This is a genomic window from Nocardia africana NBRC 100379, assembly GCF_001612635.1.
Classification (GTDB): Bacteria; Actinomycetota; Actinomycetes; order Mycobacteriales; family Mycobacteriaceae; genus Nocardia; species Nocardia africana.
The window spans coordinates 1-20,607 of the sequence record NZ_BDAV01000007.1; the positions used below are offsets into that span (position 1 = coordinate 1).

19 protein-coding genes are annotated in these 20,607 nt (G+C 65.8%); 5 read left to right on the plus strand and 14 right to left on the minus strand.

The genetic code is table 11. The features are described from left to right. Positions 1–256: 256 nt before the first annotated feature. The 8 genes from NA3_RS11770 to NA3_RS11805 all read right to left on the minus strand — a co-directional run bounded on the left by NA3_RS11770 (position 257) and on the right by NA3_RS11805 (position 8,347). Entirely contained in the window at positions 257–1,510 is a 1,254-nt protein-coding gene (locus tag NA3_RS11770; RefSeq protein WP_062963656.1) for an alpha/beta hydrolase family protein, read from the minus strand. After that, a complete protein-coding gene (locus NA3_RS11775) occupies positions 1,507–1,752 on the minus strand; it encodes a hypothetical protein (protein ID WP_062963657.1) in 246 nt (81 codons plus the stop codon). Before NA3_RS11775 ends, NA3_RS11770 begins: the two co-directional genes overlap by 4 nt. Further along, positions 1,752–2,402: a VOC family protein gene (locus NA3_RS11780; RefSeq protein ID WP_062963658.1), complete on the minus strand. Its 651-nt coding sequence runs from the start codon at positions 2,400–2,402 to the stop codon at positions 1,752–1,754. Before NA3_RS11780 ends, NA3_RS11775 begins: the two co-directional genes overlap by 1 nt. Positions 2,403–2,435: 33 nt before the next feature. Beyond that, positions 2,436–3,188: a maleate cis-trans isomerase family protein gene (locus tag NA3_RS11785; protein ID WP_062963659.1), complete on the minus strand. Its 753-nt coding sequence runs from the start codon at positions 3,186–3,188 to the stop codon at positions 2,436–2,438. 255 nt (positions 3,189–3,443) lie between these two features. Further along, positions 3,444–4,136: a TetR/AcrR family transcriptional regulator gene (locus NA3_RS11790; RefSeq protein ID WP_062963989.1), complete on the minus strand. Its 693-nt coding sequence runs from the start codon at positions 4,134–4,136 to the stop codon at positions 3,444–3,446. Between the two features lie 69 nt (positions 4,137–4,205). Continuing rightward, positions 4,206–5,027, minus strand: a complete 822-nt coding sequence (locus tag NA3_RS11795; protein WP_084491494.1) for an SDR family NAD(P)-dependent oxidoreductase — start codon at positions 5,025–5,027, stop codon at positions 4,206–4,208. Positions 5,028–5,114: 87 nt separating this feature from the next. Further along, entirely contained in the window at positions 5,115–6,650 is a 1,536-nt protein-coding gene (locus tag NA3_RS11800; protein WP_062963661.1) for an FAD-dependent monooxygenase, read from the minus strand. After that, positions 6,647–8,347, minus strand: coding sequence for an AMP-binding protein (locus NA3_RS11805; protein ID WP_063917480.1), 1,701 nt, complete (start codon positions 8,345–8,347; stop codon positions 6,647–6,649). Before NA3_RS11805 ends, NA3_RS11800 begins: the two co-directional genes overlap by 4 nt. Positions 8,348–8,359: 12 nt before the next feature. Between NA3_RS11805 and NA3_RS11810 the strand changes: the two genes are divergently transcribed. Beyond that, the gene (locus NA3_RS11810) at positions 8,360–10,033 is read left to right on the plus strand and encodes an aldehyde dehydrogenase family protein (protein ID WP_227995130.1); all 1,674 of its coding nucleotides are present in this window, start codon (positions 8,360–8,362) and stop codon (positions 10,031–10,033) included. A gap of 909 nt (positions 10,034–10,942) precedes the next feature. Here NA3_RS11810 and NA3_RS36845 read toward each other — a convergent pair. Continuing rightward, the gene (locus NA3_RS36845) at positions 10,943–11,089 is read right to left on the minus strand and encodes a hypothetical protein (RefSeq protein ID WP_157126547.1); all 147 of its coding nucleotides are present in this window, start codon (positions 11,087–11,089) and stop codon (positions 10,943–10,945) included. Positions 11,090–11,797: 708 nt separating this feature from the next. Continuing rightward, positions 11,798–12,529, minus strand: a complete 732-nt coding sequence (locus NA3_RS11815) for an SDR family NAD(P)-dependent oxidoreductase (protein ID WP_062963664.1) — start codon at positions 12,527–12,529, stop codon at positions 11,798–11,800. Between the two features lie 343 nt (positions 12,530–12,872). On the opposite strand from NA3_RS11815, the gene NA3_RS36850 reads away from it, so the two are divergent. Continuing rightward, on the plus strand, positions 12,873–13,250 hold the full coding sequence (locus NA3_RS36850; RefSeq protein ID WP_157126548.1) for a hypothetical protein: 378 nt from the start codon (positions 12,873–12,875) through the stop codon (positions 13,248–13,250). 52 nt (positions 13,251–13,302) lie between these two features. Here NA3_RS36850 and NA3_RS38555 read toward each other — a convergent pair whose 3' ends face one another. Together NA3_RS38555 and NA3_RS11830 are read right to left on the minus strand one after the other, a co-directional pair. Further along, positions 13,303–13,779, minus strand: coding sequence for a hypothetical protein (locus NA3_RS38555; RefSeq protein ID WP_181838516.1), 477 nt, complete (start codon positions 13,777–13,779; stop codon positions 13,303–13,305). Between the two features lie 326 nt (positions 13,780–14,105). Next, positions 14,106–14,825 carry a MerR family transcriptional regulator gene (locus NA3_RS11830; protein WP_063917454.1) on the minus strand — a complete coding sequence of 240 codons (720 nt, stop codon included), beginning with the start codon at positions 14,823–14,825 and terminating at the stop codon, positions 14,106–14,108. Positions 14,826–15,087: 262 nt separating this feature from the next. Between NA3_RS11830 and NA3_RS11835 the strand changes: the two genes are divergently transcribed. Further along, positions 15,088–16,491 (plus strand): DUF3533 domain-containing protein, encoded by a 1,404-nt coding sequence (locus NA3_RS11835; protein WP_063917456.1) that lies wholly within the window; start codon positions 15,088–15,090, stop codon positions 16,489–16,491. Positions 16,492–16,650: 159 nt separating this feature from the next. Here NA3_RS11835 and NA3_RS11840 read toward each other — a convergent pair whose 3' ends face one another. Then, positions 16,651–16,866 carry a hypothetical protein gene (locus NA3_RS11840; protein WP_128145315.1) on the minus strand — a complete coding sequence of 72 codons (216 nt, stop codon included), beginning with the start codon at positions 16,864–16,866 and terminating at the stop codon, positions 16,651–16,653. A gap of 28 nt (positions 16,867–16,894) precedes the next feature. Here NA3_RS11840 and NA3_RS11845 point away from each other — a divergent pair, with 28 nt between their 5' ends. Then, the gene (locus tag NA3_RS11845; RefSeq protein ID WP_062963668.1) at positions 16,895–18,697 is read left to right on the plus strand and encodes an AMP-dependent synthetase/ligase; all 1,803 of its coding nucleotides are present in this window, start codon (positions 16,895–16,897) and stop codon (positions 18,695–18,697) included. A 196-nt stretch (positions 18,698–18,893) separates the two neighbouring features. Here the strand turns inward: NA3_RS11845 and NA3_RS11850 are convergent, their stop codons facing one another. After that, the gene (locus tag NA3_RS11850; RefSeq protein WP_227995129.1) at positions 18,894–19,649 is read right to left on the minus strand and encodes a hypothetical protein; all 756 of its coding nucleotides are present in this window, start codon (positions 19,647–19,649) and stop codon (positions 18,894–18,896) included. A 130-nt stretch (positions 19,650–19,779) separates the two neighbouring features. Here NA3_RS11850 and NA3_RS11855 point away from each other — a divergent pair, with 130 nt between their 5' ends. After that, positions 19,780–20,598, plus strand: coding sequence for a crotonase/enoyl-CoA hydratase family protein (locus NA3_RS11855; RefSeq protein ID WP_062963669.1), 819 nt, complete (start codon positions 19,780–19,782; stop codon positions 20,596–20,598). Positions 20,599–20,607 lie beyond the last annotated feature (9 nt).

Sequence of the window (20,607 nt, forward strand, 5' to 3'; positions counted from 1 at the left end):
AGGCATTTACTGTGCCTCCGAGGTGTGGGCGTAGCTCGGCCCGAGCGGCCGATGAGCACGCCCTCGCTGCAACGATCACCAGGATCACCACGAAAGCCCACGGGCACTCCCGCGGCGACGGAGTCGGCCTGGTCACGGAGGCCGAATCCGTTACGACGATCGTCGAATTCCCGGTGACACCCGGCACCGGCCACAGACCGCGCGGAGACATCTCGGGGACATCCCGGCCCTCGAAGTGACCCTCGTGGTCACGCCGTTAGCGATCGGCCTGATGGGGAAACCGCTCACCGAGCCATCCAGCCATCGCCTCCCCTGCCAATATCGCTGCGGGCGTGCCTCCGCGTGCGAGGGGTGCGCCGAAGTGGCGGCCGGGAACTCGGACGTGAGTGACGTCCGGGTGGGGAAACGCTGCGGTCATCGCGCCGACGTCGGCTGGGAAGCATGCCTGGTCGCCGGTCAACTCGATGAGCAGCACGGGCAGGTCGGAACCAGGAGCGGTACGCAGGAGGCTTGCTCTGCTGGATAATCCGGACCAGGTGGACAGCCATGCCTCGGGTGTGGTGAGCCGGCCGAATCCGACGACGCCATAGTTCGTCAGGTCGGGTCGTCGGCCGAACAGGGAACCGTAGGGCCGATCATTGGGGTCCAGCGACAGGTCGACGCATCGGAGGTCGGCGTCGGAGCGGTACATCCTGATGACTCCGGTCGCGAGGGAGATGCGACGATCACGCGGATCGCCGAGTTCGCTGTACCTCGTGCGAGCGTCGTCGGCGCGAGCGAGAAGCTTACGGGCGTGGTCATCGATGCGTGCGACTCGCGCGCGCTGCGCCTCACGATACTTGGCAACGAACTCTGGTGCGTAACGTGACGACTCGGGAGGCTCGGCGAATCCGTTGCGCGGGTCGTAGGGATCGAGGTCGGGATCGGTCGACATCGGATCGGATTCGTCGACGACCGACGGATCGATCATGCGCATCAGCAACTGCCCCTGGCCTACGTGCGGTGCCATCATCATCAGACCTTCAGGTACCGGCATGACGGCGTCGGCGAGCGGAACCCGGCGCCCACCGGGCGCGTGGGTCTCGCGCTTTCCGGGAGTTCGCGAGGCTTGCTCGATGTAGTAGGTAGCTAACGCGGCACCGCCCGAGTGCCCGACGGACACAACGTGTTCGAACCCGTGATCGCGCAGGAATACATGACCGGCGGCCATGTCCAGCAGGGCTTGCTCGTGCAGCAGGCTGACGTCGTTGAGCCCGCCCCGCGTCGATTGTGTCCACACCGAGTAGCCTCGGCTGAGCAGCTCGGGCACCAGGATATGGTGGGTGAAGTCCTGCCGGGGGTGCATGAGAAAAGCGACGGTACTCGCCCCCGGCACCACGCGCAGGATGCCGGAAACGCGCGCATCGTCGGCGGTCGGCAACTCATGGACGCTGACGCTCGTGCCGGAGGGGATTTCGGCCGCAGCGATGTACCGGCCGTCACCCAGTCGTCCGGTCGCGTTGGTGCTCATCGTGCCGTCACCCGCAATGCGTCCTTGTCGTGCTGGACGACGATCGAGCCTTCCAAGCCGGCGAGTGTGCTGTACCAGACGGCGTGGCGGACGCCGGTCGCGCGCCGGTCGATGATGATGTCGGAGTCGGCGGTGATGCGGAAGTACGGACCGACCTTGTCGATCGTGATGGCAGGATCCTGAGCAGCGACCTTCACCACGTTCTCGTTCTCGGGTACCTCGAGGATGTAGATGCGGGTCATCACCGGGCCAGCTCCTTCCGGGCTGCGTCCCACGCGGCGGCACGCTCGACGATGAGTTCGGCCTTGCGGGTGAGAAGTTTGTCCATCGAGGGGGCCTCTCCGGTGGCGACCTCGCACAGTGCGTCGATCGTGAGAGCGGCGTCCAGGTCCTCCTGCGGTGTGACGGGCCGCAGCGCGCGGGTGATCTCGACCATGTAGCCGTTCGGGTCGTGGGTGTAGATCGATTCGATGGTCTCGTGCATGACCTGCATCTCCGTCGGCCATTCCGAGTCGTCGAGGCGCCTACGGTATTCGAGGAGGTCCTCCTCGTCGGCCACGTTGATGGCGAGATGCCGTGCGTTGACGAAGAATTCGGGGGTGTCGTGCGGTAGCCGGGCCCACGCATCGCCCGGCGCGCTTTGGTCACCGGCGGGTTGCCATCCGAAGTAGTAGAAGAAGGCGATGCGGTCGCCGCCGCCGATATCGAAGAAGAAGTGGATGAAGTCCGGGTGCTTCTCCGGTCCCCAGCCTGCGGCGCAGATCGAGTGAACGACCGGGAACTTCAGCACATCTCGATAGAAGCGCACGGTCGCCGCCGGATCGAAAGTGGGGAATGCGGCATGGTCGACACCACGGACGCGGTGCTCGACCTTCTCATTCGTCTGGGACATGATGGTTCCTCCTATCGAAGCGCCCGGGTTCACTCAGCCCAGAACAGCCTGGCTATCAGCGCGCAGCAGCGATCCGGCACCGGGAATATTCACTGGGATATCGAGACTGCGCAGCAGCGAATAAGCTCCCGCGGTCGCGGCCGAGAGCACTGGTACACCCAGTTCGTCCTCGGCCGCCTGGACCAGATCCAGCGAGGGCATCTGCACACAGCAGGAAATGACGAGTGCGTCGACACCGTCGAGGTTCAGTTCGCGCGCCGCACCGAGCACCCGGTTTGCGGGGATGCAGCCGACCTCGGTATTGTCGGCGACTTCCAATGCCCGCCAATCGGTTACGTCGAAGCCCTCGGCCTCGATGTACTCGACGACCTGCCGGGCGAGCGAGTCCGTGTACGGCATGACCAGCGCAACGCGCGCGGCACCGATATCCGTCAGCGCCCGGACGAGCGCACCCGCACTGGACAGCGTTTTCGCGCCGGATCCGCCGAGTGCGAGCTGTTCGGCGATCGCCAGTTCCGTCGAACGGTGGCTCCCGGGCCCGCCGGCCATGATCGCCACCAGACAGGCATACAGGACCGCGTCGACGCCGGCGTCACCGACCTCGAGGACACAGCGCTCACGCTGCGCGTTCATCGCACGCAACTGCTCGGGGGTGACCGCGTGCATCCGCATCCTGCTCGAGTGGAACGAGAAGTCGACTCCCTCGACTCGAGCCAGCAGGCGCGGCATCTCCGTCTCGACCGTCACGTTCGAACTCGGAACGATCAATGCGATGCGTGTGGTCATCGAATCCCTACTTTCGGGTTGAAGATCGGGCTGGCTCACGGGCGCGGCCGCCCCAAACCACCCAACCCTATTGTCAATATTTCGACAGCAATGTCAATAAAGGCTTGGCTTATGCCACCGGCTCGTACCCGAGCACGTGCACGACGGGTCGCCGAAGTCGTCCGGACAGGGAAGAGCCGCAGCGGGAAGACGTGTCGATGCCGAGAGAGACACCGCGGCGATGGCCACCTCGGAGCCGAAAAGCCCGCTGCCGGTTCAGGGTTGGCGTTCGAGCAGATCCAGGCGTTCTTTGATCTCACGGATGAGTGTCGATCGGCTCGGCGGCACCTGTGCGTCCGTCGCCGCCAGCATCAAACGGGTGAATTCGCTGATTTCGGTGACGACGCCGTCGACGTCGATGCCGGGCCGGAACCACCATGCCACCCAGTTACACATGCCGAACAGGGACAGCGACGCCGTCCGGCTGTCGACGTGCCGGAATTCGCCGGTGGCGATCCCCTCGTCGATGAGTGCGACAACCTCGCTCAGCACCCGGCGCTTGGCCTCTCGATGCTCGGAGCCGACCGGTTCCGGAAGAACGGTTTCCGAGCGATCGAGGATACGGAATTGAGCGGGGTGCTGGGCGCGCTGTCGCACCAGCAGTTCGGTAACCGTCCGCAGCTTCTGCGTGGGCGTCAGGTCCGCGCGCTCCGAGAGCTCGCTCAGTACGTCGGCCAGCCCTTGGCTGACCTGCTCGACCAGCATCACCAGCAGATCTTCCTTGCTGCTCACATAGTGATACAGAGCAGGTCGCGAGATGCCCGCGGCATCGGCGATGTCTTGCAGACTGGTTGCTTCGTACCCCTTGACGGCGAACAGTTCGGTAGCACGGTCCAGAAGTTCGGACGTGACGAGCGTGCGGCTCAACGCACTGCGAGAGCCCTTCTTCTCACGTGCCTGCGGAGCCATACCCTGGAGTGTATGCATAGTCGCGCTCCCTCCCGGGCGCGGCCGGTTGGCCAGCCGCGCCCGCGGTGGCTACAGACGGACGAGTCCGCCGTCGGCCATGATGGTCTGGCCGGTCACGAAGGCGCTGTCGTCGCCGGTCAAAAAGCAGACGACACCGACGATGTCCTCGGCGACACCACTGCGCTTGATGGCCTGCATCCCCGCGACGCCCTCGAGCACGTCCTGCGTGATGGTCGCCTCCCCGCCCGGAGTGCGCGACGCGGTCGGTGCGACCGCATTCACGGTGATCCCGTACGGAGCCAGGTCGGTGGCGAGTCCGCGCGTGAACCCGATGACCCCGCCCTTGCTGGCCATGTAGTGCGAAAGACCCGGCACGGCCAAGCCCAGCGAATTGGAGGTCAGATTCACGATGCGACCCCACCCGCGCTCGCGCATGCTCGGTGCGAACGCTTCCGTAACCAGGAATTGGGAGTCGAGGTTGATGGCCTGGATCCGCTTCCAGTAGTCGAAATCGAGGTCGAAGAAGTCCCGGAACGGGTAGATTCCGGCGTTGTTGACGACGATATCGACCCCACCGAAGGCCTCGAGCACCTGCTGACCGGCCGATGCGACGGCGTCGGAGTCCGAGACGTCGGCTCTGATCGACAGGGCTTTGCCTCCGATGGCCTCGATCTCGGCAACGGTTTCGGAGGCCTCGTTGAGATCGAGTACGGCGAGGTCGGCGCCCCGGCGGGCGAGTTCGGTCGCGATGGCACGCCCGAAGCCCTGCGCGGCGCCGGTGACTACGGCCACGCGTCCCGCGTGGGTACCGTCCGGTCGTCGACCCGCCTGGGCGCCGGTTCGCGAACCGGCTTGTTCGGCTGTGGAATTGGTGTTGGTGGGGTTGGGCATGGGACTCCTTCAGGGTGATTGTGATGGCGTAGGTGGTAGCGCGACCTGTCGCCGGCGTCGCCGGCGTCGGTCTGCGGGATGGTGAGGTCAGGCGGTGACGATGAAGTCGGCGCGCCGGGCGCCGATGGCAGCGGCGGCCTGTGCTCGCGCCTCAGCGGGGAGCCGAACGCCGACCACTCGATCGGTCTCGATATGCACCCGTTCGGCGAAATCGATACGCGCACCGATGGATTCGAGGTCGCTTGCTCCTTCGACGACGAGGGGCAGGCCGGACCGCCGGGCAGCCTGGTCCACCTTCGCCCGAGCATCCGAACCCCAGACGTCGGCCGAGTTCCATTCGATCGTCTCGTGATCGGTCTCACGGGCGAGAGTGGCGGCATCGACGAGGCGGCACGATAGACCCAATGTCGGTAGCTGTCTGCTCAGCACCCAATCATCCAAAGTGCCTGGTGTGGAGGGCACATCGTTACCCAGCCACGCAAGCGCCGCACGCACGGTCTCGAGTTGATCGCGAGCGTAATCCTCGATCCCAAGATTGCCCGCCCGGGTCATGTAGGACAGGGCCAGCTCGGGCGTGGACCGATCGGCTCGTCTTCGATAGGACTCCCACCAGGCCTGGCTGCGACCCGCCAATCGTTTGAACCTCTCGACAGGCGCCCGGCGAAGATCCTCATAGACGGTGAATGCCGCGGCGATCGACGACTCTCCGGTCAGCGCTTCCGCTAGGGCGATCGCGTCTTCGAGTGCCAGCTTGGTACCTGAACCGAGGGTGTAGTGGGCTGTGTGCGCAGCGTCCCCGATGAGCACGGTGTTACCGGCGGACCAGCGGTCCAGAGACAGTGCGGTGAATCGTCCCCATCGGGTGCGGTTGGTCAGCAACGGCCGACCGGCCAGGGACTCGCGGAAGACTCGGTTGAGCATCTCGACGCTCGCCTGGTCGGTATGACCAGGGGGCACCAGTGCATCCAATGCGGCGAGGTCGGCCGACTCCCACGTCTGTTCATCGACCTCGATCAAGAAGGTGCTGCGGTCCTCGGCGTAGGGATACGCGTGGGCGACGAACAACCCTTCCGGGGCGTCGACTGCGGCGAAGAATGCCGATTCCACCGCGAAATCCACTCCACACCAGACGAATCGGGATCGCCCGAGGGCCTCGTGGACTCCGAGATCGGCACTCAGCTTCTGGCGGGTGCGACTACGGACGCCATCCGCGGCGATCACGACATCGGCCTGGTCGGTGTCGGCAAGGTCGGCCTTGACACCATTGTTGATCTCGACGCCGACTCGGGTCGCTGCGTCCGTGAGGATGCTGAGCAGCGTCGCACGTCCGATGGCAAGGTTGCGCGCGCCGTGCAGTGTCACGTCCGGGGTGTCATCGCGGCGGAAAGTGAGGGTGTGGCCGGCGAAGCTGGCTGCACGGATCTGTTCGGCGGTCTCGGGGTCGGCGCTGACGAGGTTGCGCATTGTCGCCTCGGTGAGGCCGACACCGAACCCGAACGTCGCGGCGCCGGCCGACAGCCGTTCGTGGACAATGACTTGCAGCGCAGGCTGTTTCAACTTGAGCAGTCTCGCGACGTAAAGACCGGCGGGTCCTGCGCCGATGATCTCGATGCGGCGGCTCATGAGCGTTCCTCCTCGGCGCGCAGGCGGTCTGCCAGGTCTTCTCGCAGCGTCTTCTTGGATACCTTTCCCACATTCGTCAGCGGCAGCTCGGTGACGATCTCGACGCGCTCGGGCAGTTTGTATTTGGCGAGACCGTGTGCCAGGAGGAACTCCCCCAGCGTCTCGACCGTCAATGCCGTTGCGCCCGATTCCATGACGAGGTACGCGCAGGCCTTCTCGCCCAGCACGCGATCGGCCATCGCAACGAGAGCGCAATTCGCGACGTCGGGGTGGCGAACGACGATCTCCTCGACCTCTTCGGCGTGTATCTTCTCGGCGCCGCGATTGATGACATCCTTGACACGACCGTCGATCGAGTACACGGCCTTTCCGTTACGGATATGGCGGCGGGCGAGGTCGCCGGTGCGGTAGAAGCCATCGGCTGTGAAGGCCGCGGCATTGTGTGCCTCGGCACGGTAGTAGCCACGGATGGTGTACGGACCGCGTGCACAGAATTCGCCCACCTCCCCATCAGCGACTTCCTCCTCGCTTTCCGTTTCCAGAACGCGTACTTCGTCGTGCGCCGAGATCGGCGCTCCCACCGTGTGAAAGCGGATGTCCTCGTCGGCATCGGCGGGCGTGAGCGTGAACATGCCCTCGGCCATTCCGAACATCTGACGCACCCGGATCCCCAGCTGATCACGCAACTGCTCGGCGATTTCGGCGGGCAGGCGTTGCCCGCCGACGACGAAATCGGACAACGAACTGCAGTCGACCGCGGCCGCGCGCGGCGTCTCCAGCAGCCGCACAGCCAGCGCCGGCGGCACCAGCGGCAGGCTCGCCGTCGGGTAGGTCTCGAGAGCGTCCAGAATTCCGTCGATGCGGGCATCCGGCAGCAGGACCAGGTGCGCCCCTGCGAAGATCGCGGCCTGCAGCGCGAGGGAAATGCCCGCGTTGTGCATCAGCGGCAGCGGGTACACCACGGTCGTGGACGGCCGGTAGTTCATGGCCTCGGCCCAGGCACGCGCGTTGTAGGCGTATTCCTCGTGCAGCCGCGGCGCCACCTTCGGCAGACCGGTTGTGCCACCGGATAATTGGAATACGGCAATCTGCTCGGGATCAGCCTGCAGGCCCGGCAGCTCCGTGTCCCCCGCATTCCGGCCCGACGCGAGAATTTCGGCGTAGTCGGTCGCGCCGCCGAACGGGCCGCGCGCGGCGATGACTGTCGCGATGGAGCCGGTCGCCAGCAGCTCGCGGGCCTGGCCTCGCAGCCGGCCGTCGGCGAAATCGCTCTGCACCAGCAACACCGAGGCTCCGATGTGTCCAGCGAGGTGTCCGATCTCGCGAACGCCGTGCTGGGCGAGCGTGCACACCGGCCTGATGCCCGCGAGCAGGCATCCGAGGTAGGACACAACGGTTTCGATGGTGTTGCCCATCTGGAACATCACCGCATCACCCGGCCGGACACCTGTCGCCGAGGCCATGCCGCGCGCGAAAAGAATCGACCGGTCGAACAGTTCCCGATAGGTAAGTGATTCCTCCGCAGTCGTCACGGCTCGACGGTCGGAAGCTTTCCCGGCGGCCGCTAAAAGCTCCGACGCCAGCGAGGCGCCACTCCAGAGACCGTCGGCACGGTAGCGCTCCACAACGCCGCGGTCGTAGGGCACAAGCCCGCCGTCACCTCGTTTGATGACGGGAGTCACAGAACTAGTGGACATGCCGACCACGGTATGCCCTCGCCCCACTCTAGTCAACATTCATGTCGAATCATTGACATCACTGTAGAAATCGGTCAGAGTGCTAAAGGCGCCGTGTTCCACGTCACACGAGGCCGGATCGTCGCCCGCACCTCCGCCGCATGGACGGACAGGCGCACGTCAACGGCACACGGCCCGCCCGAATCGACACGAAAGGATCCGCAGCACATGACCGCTCAAACACTCGAGGCAACCGATCGACTCGCCGGCCGCAATCTCATCGCCGGCGAATGGAACGACGCAGGCGAGCGGCTCGAGACAATCAACCCTTCGACGGGTTCGGTCCTCGGCACGTACGCCAGCGCAGGCGAGGCCCAGGCTCGCGCAGCCATCGCGGCCGCTCGAGACACGTTCGACAACACCCAGTGGTCTCGCGACCCACGCATTCGCTCACGCGCGATCCACGAGCTCGCCGATCGCTTGGAAGAACGGGTCGACGAAGTCGCACTCATGCTGTCCCGTGAGAACGGCAAACGACTTCCCGAGACCACATGGGAGGTGTCCACCACGGTGGACTGGCTCCGCTACGCCGCGGCCTCCGCACTCGTCCTGGATGGTGGACGCAGCTCCGAGGTCAGCCCCGGTGTCTACTTCCAGACCGGACGCGAAGCGATGGGCGTCATCGGCATCATCACGCCGTGGAACTCTCCGGTGATCCTGTCCATGCGGTCCATCGGGCCGGCACTCGCCGCCGGTTGCACGATGGTTGTGAAGATGCCCGGCCAGACCGCACTGACGAATACTCTGGTCGCCGAAATCGTGGCCTCGACGCAATCCATCCCGCCCGGCGTCATCAGCATCCTCACCGAAGGTGGCAACGAAGTCGCGCCGACCCTGGTGGCCTCACCCGATGTCGACATGATCAGCTACACCGGCAGCACCCACGTCGGACGGGCGATCGCGGCCGCCGGCGCCGCCACGCTCAAGCGACTCAGCCTCGAACTCGGCGGCAAGACACCGTTGGTGATCTTCGACGATGCCGATCTGGACGTCGTCATGAACAATGTCATCGCCGCGACCTGCCTGATGAATGGACAGTTCTGCCTGACCGGGTCACGCATCCTGGTCCAGCGCAGCATCGCCGATCGCCTGCGTCCCATGATCATCGAAGCAATTTCCAACCTGCGGGCCGCTCCCAGCGAGGACCCGACCGGCGACCTCGGCCCCCTTATCGACGCGGCCAGCGCACAGCGCGTCGACGAAATCGTGTCCAGTGCCGAGAAATACGCCAAGGTCCTTGTCCGCGGCGGCGTCGTGGTCGACGACGAGCGTCCAGGCGGAGCGTTCTACCAGCCCTCGTTGTTGGAGGTCGACCGGCTCGATGTGCCGGTCGTTCAGGACGAATTGTTCGGGCCCGTCCAAACTTTCGAAATCTTCGATGACGAAGCGGATGCGGTCCGCATGGCCAACGGCACCTCGTTCGGCCTCGGCGCAGCAGTCTTCACCACGGACGAATGGAAGGCACGGCGAGTCACCCGCAACATGCGCGCCGGGTTCGTCTGGACGAACTGCTGGGGCGTCATCCACGAAGCCTTCGAAGAAGGCGGTCTGAAGCAGAGCGGTTACGGGCTTCTCTGCGGCCCCAGCGCGATCACCGAATTCCAGGACACCAAGCTCTATGCGCAGGTGGCACCCACCGCCGGGTAGATCCCCGACATCGCGGCCGACCCCGCGGGCCTTCGAACCGTGGAGGTGGGATATGCAACCGTCCCGCCTCCACCGGGCGGGTGAGCGCACCGCCATCGACTCCGCCCCCGGGTGGGCGACGGTGCCCACCGTCACATTAGATGCTACCGCGAGAAGATAGTCAAGACCGTTGTCGCGCAACATTTTCCGCATTCGGCATCAGCACCGCAGACCTTCGTCACCAGTGACCCGTTTCGCCGGGCTACCCGCCTTGAACGCATCGAGGGTCATATCCGCGCCAGCGCGGGTTTGGTGGCGAAGGTGACTTCGCCCGGCACTCCCGCACCAGCGCGGCGCTCGGGGCCCTCGGTCCAGGACTTCGCCATCAAGTGAGCGCCAAGTGAAAAGGGAGTTTTCGGCGCCACCACATTTTCTTGACGTCGGAGTGGCGAAACACGGCCGGAACGCACCCAACAAGGGCTGCAACGACTTCGGCATCGCAGAGATCGATACAACCGCTGATCATCCGCGCGCATTCGTCGCTGATACCTCTAGACGCCGACACGGTCATCAGCCTGTCTCACACGCGTCGGCAGCCTTTCGACTGCCTGACCGGATCTGACTATCGCGAACTAGAGTGATTGCTCAAGCCGAGGTGTGGGCGCCAAGTTTCCGGCTTGTTCTGCCCTGGCCGAGGACCCGGCACGGCGAGTGCGGTTCGCGTGGTTCGTCGCGTGAGCCATTTCGTCGCGCCCGTCGCGATCATGTCACCGATACCGCCAAATCGGATGGTGTGACAGGTGTAGTTGTCACGGCTCAGGTGTCGGCCGGTATGTCGAGGACCGCGCGGGTATGGACAGCAACAGTCGCAGCCTGCAGGCTTCGCGGGGCCGGTGCGCTGCGCGGCGTGCCGGTCCTTTGCCGTGGCGGTCAGACCGGGGCCTTGTCCACGAAGTCGGCTCCAGCGGCGGTGGCAATGTCCGGGCCGAGGGCGGCGGCCAGGGTGTGAGCGCTGGGCCGTCCGTTGCCCTCGACGAGGAGCGCGGTCTGCGTGGCCACGGCAGCGGTGAATTCCATTGCGTCGCCGGCCCGAAGCCAGCCGTCGTGGGGTGTGACCCGAATACGCCAGAAAGGGCATGTTGAGCGCGAGCACCGCGCTGGCGCGGCTGGCCGATTCGTAGAGCATGCGCCACAGCGTCATCTCCCGCAGTGGTATGTCGCGGCGGCGGCATAGCCGGTCGGTACGGGAGCGTGACACGGCCTTGATGTCGTCGTTGTTCTCGCGTCGCCGCTCTGCGGACGTGGGCAATCCTGGTGCGGTCCAACGTTGTTTGGCGGAGCACCAGGTGAGCCAGGAGCGCACTGCGGCGCGGTTGCGGTTCCAGGTCGCCGGTTGCGCGGCACCCCACAGCTCGGTGAGAGCTTCACCGATCTCGGTGTCGGTGATCTCGTTGAGTGCGTGGCCGGGGCCGATCACCTCGGCGACCCGGTCGGCACATTCGTGTAGGCCGGCCCGCAGGGTGTTCGTGCCGGCTCTGACCTTCGGGGTGTCGAGAAAGGCGTCGATCGCCGGGCGCATGGTCGGTCCGCCACCGGTGGGGGTTTGGCATGGGCAGTCAGTTTCGTCACTGTTGCGGTCATGGAAATTCCCCCATGGATCGATCTACCGGATAACGTGCACGAGTCGCGTGGTCGGAATGGAGGTGCTGGTCGCGGTGCGACTCGCGACCCTAGGTCACCGGGTAATGGGCTGTTATCCGGGTGACCTGATCGATACGGTGGCCGCTACCAGGGCACCACGCCGTCACGGCCGATGAACGAGCCGGACGCGGCATCGACCTTCAGCATCGCGGCCTCGACCACGGGCTTGGCGCCTTGCGCGGCGGTGAGCAGGGCTTGCGTGCGGTTGATGGGTGAGAAGTCGGTCTGCACGAATCCCGGATCGACGGAGAACACGCTGATATTCGTGTCCGCGAGAACCTTCGACAACGTGATGGTCAGGCTGTTGAGTGCCGCCTTGGAGGCTTGATAGGCGGGCACCACCATGTCGGCCGGATCGGCTTGCGCCTGGAGCGTCAGCGATCCCACGAACGACGACACATTGACGATCCGGCCCGAGTCACTGCGCCGAAGCAACGGCAGCAAGGCCTCCACCGTATGGAACACCCCGATCACATTGGTCTCCAGCGTCCGCCTCACAGATTCCGGATGCGCGTACTGGCTGCGACTCGGCGCATCCCATTCAGCAGCGATGCCCGCATTGTTCACCAGCACATCCAACCGCCCATGGTCCCGCGCAATGATGTCGGCGAGACGCTGTACCGATTCGAACGAGGCGACATCGAGCTTCTGCCCCTGTGCGTCGATACCCCGTTCACGCAGCCGCCGCGCCGCGGCCGCCGCCGCCTCCCCGGACCGGCCCGTCACGACGATCGTGTACCCCGACAATCCCAATGCCAGCGCCGTCTCGAACCCAATGCCACGAGTCGAGCCCGTCACCACCACAATGTCCGCCATACCTGTTCCTCTCCGGATGCCTTGTCCCGAAGGACCTTCCCTCCGAGAATGGCGGCAAGGACTTCGTAGCACCGGCGGGAAACCGACCTGACGTTCCGCTCACACCATGGTGCCATGCAGGCACCCGCCGGGACCGAAGCCTCGCCCGCAAGAGCCACGTGTGACTCTTCGGATCTGTGCCCTCACGGGCCTGTCCGCACCCGCAATCCGGCCAGGGGCCAGAACTTCGGGGTCACCGACTGGTAGGGACCGGTATTCAGGTAGTCGGTATTCAGGCTGACCGAGCCGGCAATGGTCAGCGGTCGTGGTCACCTGGCGCGTAGCGGTTCCAGGTGCCTCCGGCTTGGTCACGATGCCGATGTGCTGTGGTGTAGTGGATGCCGAGAGCATCGGCGACCACCGGCGCCGGTGCCTGCAAGACGAGTTGCGGGAGGGCGGAAATCCTGCCGTTGATGGTGGGGACGCCGTTCTTGGCGTATCGCTGGCCGAGTGTTTCGGGGCGGAGCAGTTGGCCGGCGCGGCGGCCTGGAACAGCCAGCGGGAGTTCGGGTTCGTCGCGGTGCGCATGTTCGTGCGCTCGTCGATCAGTTCGAGGACCACACTCGCGAAGGGTTCGGGAACTGGTGTCGGTGGTTCGCCGAATCGGATCGAGACACTGTCGGCGGTGGTGAGGACGTCGTCGATGGTGAGCGGGACGATTCTGCTGAGCGGCTGCCCGTAGAGCAGCAAGAGTGTGAACGCGACCCGCAGTCGAAGCTCGATCTGGTTGTCGGTCAAAAGCTTTCGAAGGATCTGCAGCCGCCGGTGCTGACTGAGCGGCGCCGCTGGCCGGGCTGGTGTGGTCGGGACTCCAGTTGGGGCATGCAGTTGGTGGAAACCACCCAGTCGAAGAATGGCTTGCCGCTGACCCGTTGGTGACCGAGATGGGAGGCGTGCCAGCGGTCGAGCGCGGCCTGGTCGCAGCCGCGCAGCGAAAGGTCGGTCTCGCGGAGCCAGATCAGGAATTCGGTGGCCCGCATGATCTGAGCGCCAGCGTTGCGGCGACTGGAAGTTGTCAGCGGTCGGTGTTCGGCCCGGGCCCGCAACCATGGCTGGACCTTCCAGGTGGCGAACTCTTTCACGACGATGGTGTGGTTGCTGATCGCGGCGAGGTGTTCGGGCCGCCGGCGTTCGAAAAGGAGCAGTTGCGTTTCGATCCCGCCGTCCGGGTCGATGGTGTAGCTGCGGTCGAACGCGGTCATGTCGACCACGAGGCCACCGCCGCCGGGTCTCCGTAGCTGCGCCCCAGCCCCCGAGCGATGACGCCGCGTGGTCCCGCCTCCCTGACCGCCACAGACATCAAGCAGGAATATCTACTGACATGGATTGGGAAAACCCCAGTTCGAACCACTGACAATCTGGTGGCAACTCGCAGTGAGGAGTGATCCACGTGCAATGTCCCAACTTCGTGACTTCACCGGCACTGTCCACGACATGAATGCGCTCCTAGAAACCTGGGGCCGGGGCAGAACAGCGTGAGGGAGCTGAACCTTCCCCCGACCCCGAGCTGCTCTGCGCGATGACCTATGCCCTGTGGTCAGCGCCCGGTCGATCCGGGTCTTGTGTCAGCGGAGTTCTCGGTGTGGCGGTTCGCGTGTGCTGCGGACTGCGCGGCTGCGCCGTCGGTGGTGCGAACCCAGGCTGTCCGGCGGCGGGATTGGTCCTCCTGGGCAAGGCGCCGTAGGACCGCCAGGACCGGTTCGAGGAGCAATACGACGACCGCGGCGTGCTCGGCGAGTCGTAGGCGGTCGGTGATGTGTTCGAGTCGATCGAGGTCCAGTCGTGCTGCGGCTGCGGCGAGTTCGGCGTAGGGCAGGAGTTCCTGGGTGCTGTACTCCATCCCGAGACGGTGGAGGTCCATCAGGCTCGCGGCGAGTGCTTTGCGGTGCGGAGATGCGGCGGAGATGTCCCATCCCATGGCCCGCAACAGCTGGTCGACCTGCGGAGCCTGTTCGTCGACCGCGCCGGTCTCGGCGGCGTCGACCGGCGTGGGCAGCGCGTAGTGGACGACGCGGAGCGTGTCCAGTGGTTCCTGTGGCTGGTCGATCGCGGTGAGGACGTCGCGGGTGGCGGCGATGGACAGGCCGCCACGGGCAGTCAGGGCGCGGATCAGGCGCAGGCGCTGGACGTGTTCCTCGCCGTACAGGGTCAGGGTGGCGCCGACGGATCGGCCGGGCGGCAGCAGGCCTTCCCGCAGGTAGTACTTGATGGTTCCGATCGGCGTCCCGGTCAGGCGGCTCAGGTCAGAGATCCTCATACGCTCACTCGCTCGAACTGTTCGGTGTGGCCAGTCTCTCAGACACCCAGATAGACGATACCTATTCAATAGTGTCACTATCTAGTTAGAAAGTTGCGGTTTCCAGTAGCTCCAGACGGGATGCACGGAACCCTCCCCCTCCGCACTCCGACGCCTTCTCAAGGCCACACCGAAACTGGAGCAGCATTGCCAGCGCCACGCCTCACCAGAACCAGATCCCACAAGCAGACCCGTGCCGCCTCACTCGGCTGCGGGAGCCGCCATGTCTGAGCCCGTCCACGCCATTCGGGCCAGCGCGCGCCGGCTGCTGCGCAGCAAGAGCCTGTGGCTGCCCTCGGCGCTGATCCTCGGCCTGCTGTCGTTCATCCTGTCCCTGCTCTACCTGGGCGCCAACAACGACCCGGTCGGTTCGATGAAGGACCTGCCGATCGCGTTGGTCAACGACGACCAAGGCACCCAGGTCGCCGGCAGACAGATCAACCTGGGCGGCCAGATCACCCCGCAGATCACCGGCAACCCCGATCTGAAAGACAAGGTCGCTTGGAAGCAGGTCGACCGCCACACCGCCGCCGACCTCCTCGCCAAGGACAAGGTATTCGGCGCGCTCGTCATCCCAGAGGACTTCTCCGCCTCCGTGGCCGCCCTCGCCGGCCCCGCCCACGCCGAGCCACACCCGCCGACGATGACGGTGCTGACCAACCCCGCCGCCGGAAGCTTCGGCTCCTCGATGGCCGCCGAGATCAACCGCAAGGTCGTTGCGAACACCTCTGTCCAGGTGGGTCAGCAGCTTGCCCAGGTGCTGAGCCAGCAGGCCGCGATCGCCGAGCATCCCACCGCGCCGGGCGCCGCCGCGCAGCTGATGATCGCCGACCCGGTCAAGGCCACCGTCGAGGAGGGCCACCCGCTCGGCCACCACAGCGGCCTCGGGCTGAGCGCGTTCTTCTACACCCTCGTCCTCGTCCTCGGTGGCATGCTCGGCGCCAACGTCATCCACGCCCAGGTGGACACCGCCCTCGGCTACCTCGCCAACGACAAGGGCCCGTTCCGCACCGTCAAGCCCGTGCAGCACATCAGCCGGGTGCGCCACTTCGCCGTGGGCTCGGTCCTCATGCTCATCCTGTCGATGCTGACCTCCGCGCTGGCCATGGCAGCCGCCGTCGGCATCATCGGCATCGACGCCTCCCACCTGCCCATGCTGTGGATCTTCGGAACCTGCGCCACAGCCTCGATGGGCATCACCGCCCTGGCTCTGCTCGCCGCCTTCGGCACCCCGGGACCCATCGTCTCCATGCTCGTGCTGATCGGCCTGGCCATCCCGTCTGCCGGCGCCACCATCCCGCTGCAAGCCCTGCCGGACTTCTACCGGTTCCTGGCCGACTTCGAACCCTTCCGCCAGGTCGTCGACGGCGTCCGCTCCATCCTCTACTTCGACGCGCAAACCGACGCCGGACTCGGCCGCGCCTGGACCATGGTCGGCATCGGCTTCGCTTCATCCCTGCTCCTCGGCGCCGCCGTCACCCACCTCTACGACCTCAAAGGTCTTCACCGGACCGCGCCCCCACGAACCGGAATCACAACCTGCTCCGGGGCTGACGAGCGCGTGAAGGGGCCTACACCAGCCTCGCACGGCATAGGACCGCTGCTGGATAGCGACCGGCACGTCTGACGTCCGGCCAGAGTCACCAGAATCACAAGACACAACCAAGACGCGACCCCACATGGAAGGCGCCCGCCCGTGCCCCGGCACACACCCGAAGCAACGCCCACCCTCGCACCCCCAAGGGTGCCGGGTTACGGAGATCGCCGAGGCGTCGGAGTGCATCGCTCAACGATCGCGGCAGGTGCGGGCCTGTTTGGAGGTGGGCTGGGTGGAGCCGGGGAAGGCAGGCAGCGCGCTGGGTATCCGCTGACCCTGACCACTGCGGGGCGGCGCGTGCTGGCGGCGGCTGCCGGCCATGATCTGGCGCGGCTCGGCGAGCGGATGGCCGACTGCACTTCGCGCGAGATCGCCGATTTCGCTCGTTCGCTGCAGCGACTCCATCGACCCGATCAGACCATTGGAGATGACCATGCGTGAGTTCGCGGTGCCAGCCACATTCACCATTGCCGAGGACGAAACCGTCGTCGACTCGGTCTATACCCAGGCCGAGCAGGCTCCGGGACGAGTATTGTTCTCCCGGCCAATGGGCGACGGCTGGCTCGATGTGACCGCCGAAGAGTTTGCGCGTCTGGTCTCCGCGGTCGCGAAGGGGTTGATCGCCAACGGGATTCAGCCTGGGGACCGCGTAGTGCTGATGTCGGCGACCCGGTTCGAGTGGACGCTGCTCGACTTCGCGATCTGGGCGGCGGGAGCGGTCACCGTGCCGGTTTACGATTCGTCTTCCACCGAGCAGGTGCGGTGGATCCTCGAGGACTCCGGGGCTGCCCTCGCGGTCGTGGAAACCGCCCGGCACAAGGACCTGCTCGACGGCGCGCCCGACACCCTCCGGCGGATACTGGTCATCGATGATGGGGCCGAAGCCGTCTTGATCGCCGACGGCGAGAGCGTTTCCACCGAACTCCTGCGAGAACGGCTCGACGGTCTGCGCGCCGGCGCCCTCGCCTCGCTGGTCTACACCTCCGGCACCACCGGTCGCCCCAAGGGCTGCATGCTCACGCACCGCAACCTCCTCTCGGAGGTGCGCGCCATCCTGAGCGCCAGCATCGGCGAGGTCTCTCGCCCGGGGCAGCGGATGCTCACCTTCCTGCCGCTGGCGCACGTGCTGGCCCGTGCGGTGTCACTCGCGGCCTTGGAGGGCGGGATGACCCAGGCGCACTGGGCGGACTTCAAGACCATTACCGGGCAGTTCACGCGCTTCCGCCCGCACGCGATTCTCGGGGTTCCGCGCGTGTTCGAGAAGGTGCGCGACGGCGCGGAAAAGAAGGCACGCGACGGCGGCAAGACCAAGGGGGCAGTGTTCGGATTCGCCGAGCGCACCGCGATCCGCTGGAGCGAAAAGCTGGATAGCACAGGCGAATTCGCGCAGCGTCCCTCCCTCCTCCTGCGGATTCAACACGCCCTGTGTGACCGGCTTGTGTACGCGCCGCTGCGCGAAGCTCTCGGCGGCAACTGCGAATTCGCGATCTCCGGCGGCGGAGCGCTGGCACCGCGGCTGGGCCATTTCTTCCGCGGCGCCGGCCTCCCGATCTACGAGGGCTACGGCATGACCGAGTCCACCGCAGCGCACTGCGTCAACGTGCCGGGTGCGGTGAAGATCGGCAGCGTGGGACAACCCCTGGGCGGCAACGCGGTCCGGATCGCCGAGGACGGCGAGATCGAGCTGTCCGGCGGTGTGGTGTTCGCCGGATATTGGCGCAACGAGCAGGGCACGGCCGCGGCGATGCCCGACGGCTGGCTGCACACCGGTGACATCGGCGTCCTCGACCGGGACGGCTTCGTGTCGATCACCGGCCGCAAGAAGGATCTGCTCATCACCGCCGGCGGCAAGAACGTCTCACCCGGTCCGATGGAAGACCGCATCCGGTCCCACACGCTGATCTCGCAAGCCGTCGTCCTCGGCGACGGGCGCCCGTTCATCACCGCGCTGATCACCCTCGACCCGGAAGCGTTCACCGCCTGGAAGACCGCCAACAGCAAGCCCGCCAACGCCACCATCGCCGACCTGCGCGCCGACCCCGCCCTCCGAGCCGAGATCCAACGCGCGATCGACGACGCCAACAGCACCGTCTCCCACGCCGAATCCATCAAGAAATACGCCCTCCTCGACCGCGACCTCACCGAGGAATCCGGCGAGCTCACCGCCACCCTCAAAGTCAAGCGCCACGTGATCGCCGAACGATTCGCCGCAACGATCGAAAACCTGTACCGGTAGCACTGACCGTCCAGGAGCTTCCAACACGACACCCGACAAGCGGGGCCTGAAACGGCCACGCCGCATGCCGGAAGACCAATGTGCCGAGGTCATCTGCGACCAGGTCAAGGGCAGGAAAGTGACTTCCGCAGGCGGGGTGGCGGCGATGTCGCCGCGGTGCGGCCGGGACTCGGCCGGCTGTCTCCATGGTGGCCGGTCACGTTCGGCGTCCGTCGTGGAGTAGCTGGAGCCATAACGTCAGCGCGTGATCTTGAAAGTCTTTCATCTGTTCGATCAGCTCGACGAGTGGCGTCACGGGCGCGAGTTCCTCCGGTAGCAGCGGGTCGTGCACGATGGTGCTGATTACCGCGCTGCCGAGCAGCAGCGATGTCCGAGCGTTTTCCACAGCTGTGTAGTTGTCGCGGGTGCGGGCGGCGTCGGTGAGCGCTCGCGATGCCTCCTGCAGGCGGCGTGTCCGCGCCGCGGTGTCCCATAGCCGAGGCACGGCTTCGACGTCGCCCGTGCTCATCTCGTCGATTCGGTACACGTGGCATTCGGCTGCCGCGCCGAGTCTGGACAATGTGACGCGAAGCCCGTGTGTGCCGTGATCGAGGTTGTTCGGCCGCAGTGCTACCGCAGGAGTCCAGTGGGCCATACCGGCCAGCGACAACGCGGTGTGGTGTGCGCGCAGGATCGCCCGGTCACTGCGTTTGACGCGGGAGTGGTCGACCGCGTTCCACGTACCCTCCCATGCCACCATGCGCTCGATGCGGGTTCGCCAACTGCTGACCTCGGTGTAGGCGGGCAGCGCTTCGGTCCGAAGCGTGTACGAACCCCGCGCGGTGCGGGTGATCTTCCCCTCCGTGCACAGTCTGGCGGCAGACACTCGCATGTTCGCTGGACTCAGCCCCATGATCTCGCCGGCGAGGGTGAGCATATCCAGCCCGAACTCGACCTGCGGACTGGCTGTCAAAAGATCGAGGATGACACGGGCCGCCGTGGGACGACCATCGACTTGAAACACAATGCGATCCTACTCTGTTCAAATCTGTTACAAACAGCTATGGTCTGGGCAACGTCAACCGACCCTTAGGAGGCCGGCTGTGCCGTCCGACCTTTCCCATTCCCCTGAGCATCGTGCGACGGATGTCCTCGTCGAGCGCGACGGCGGGGTGACCACCATCGTGCTCAACCGTCCGGATCGGCGTAATGCAGTCGACGGTCCGATGGCGGCGCAGCTGCGTGAGGCATTCGTTCGGTTCGAAGCCGACGACACCCAGCGCGTGGCCATACTGTGGGGGGCCGGCGGAACATTCTGCGCCGGTGCGGATCTCACAGCTGTCGCAGATCCGCACCGTCGCCACGAACTCGACCCCGCCGGCGGCGGCTGCGGGCCGATGGGGCCGACTCGTATGGCCCTCAGCAAGCCTTTGATCGCCGCAGTGAGCGGATATGCGGTGGCGGGCGGACTCGAGCTTGCACTTCTCGCGGACCTGCGTATCTGCGAGCAGGATTCAACATTCGGCGTCTTCTGCAGACGATGGGGCGTACCTCTGATCGACGGCGGGACGGTGCGACTTCCGCGGATCGTCGGGCAGGGACGCGCGCTGGACATGATCCTCACCGGCCGTCCGGTCGGCGCCGACGAGGCGCTGTCTTTCGGCCTGGTCAATCGGATCGTCGAGACCGGCACCTCGCTGGAAGCAGCACGCGGGATCGCGGACCAGTTGCTGGAGTTCCCCCAGGAATGCATGCTGGCCGACCGCATTTCCACCTACCGCTCTTTCGACATGCCGCTCGATGCCGCGCTCCGGGCAGAAGGAGCCGCCGGCGCACCGATCGTCGACCGCGAGGGCGTCACCGGTGCTGCACGGTTCGTATCCGGGGCCGGTCGCCACGGCAGCTTCACCCGCACATCCTGATCCCGAGAC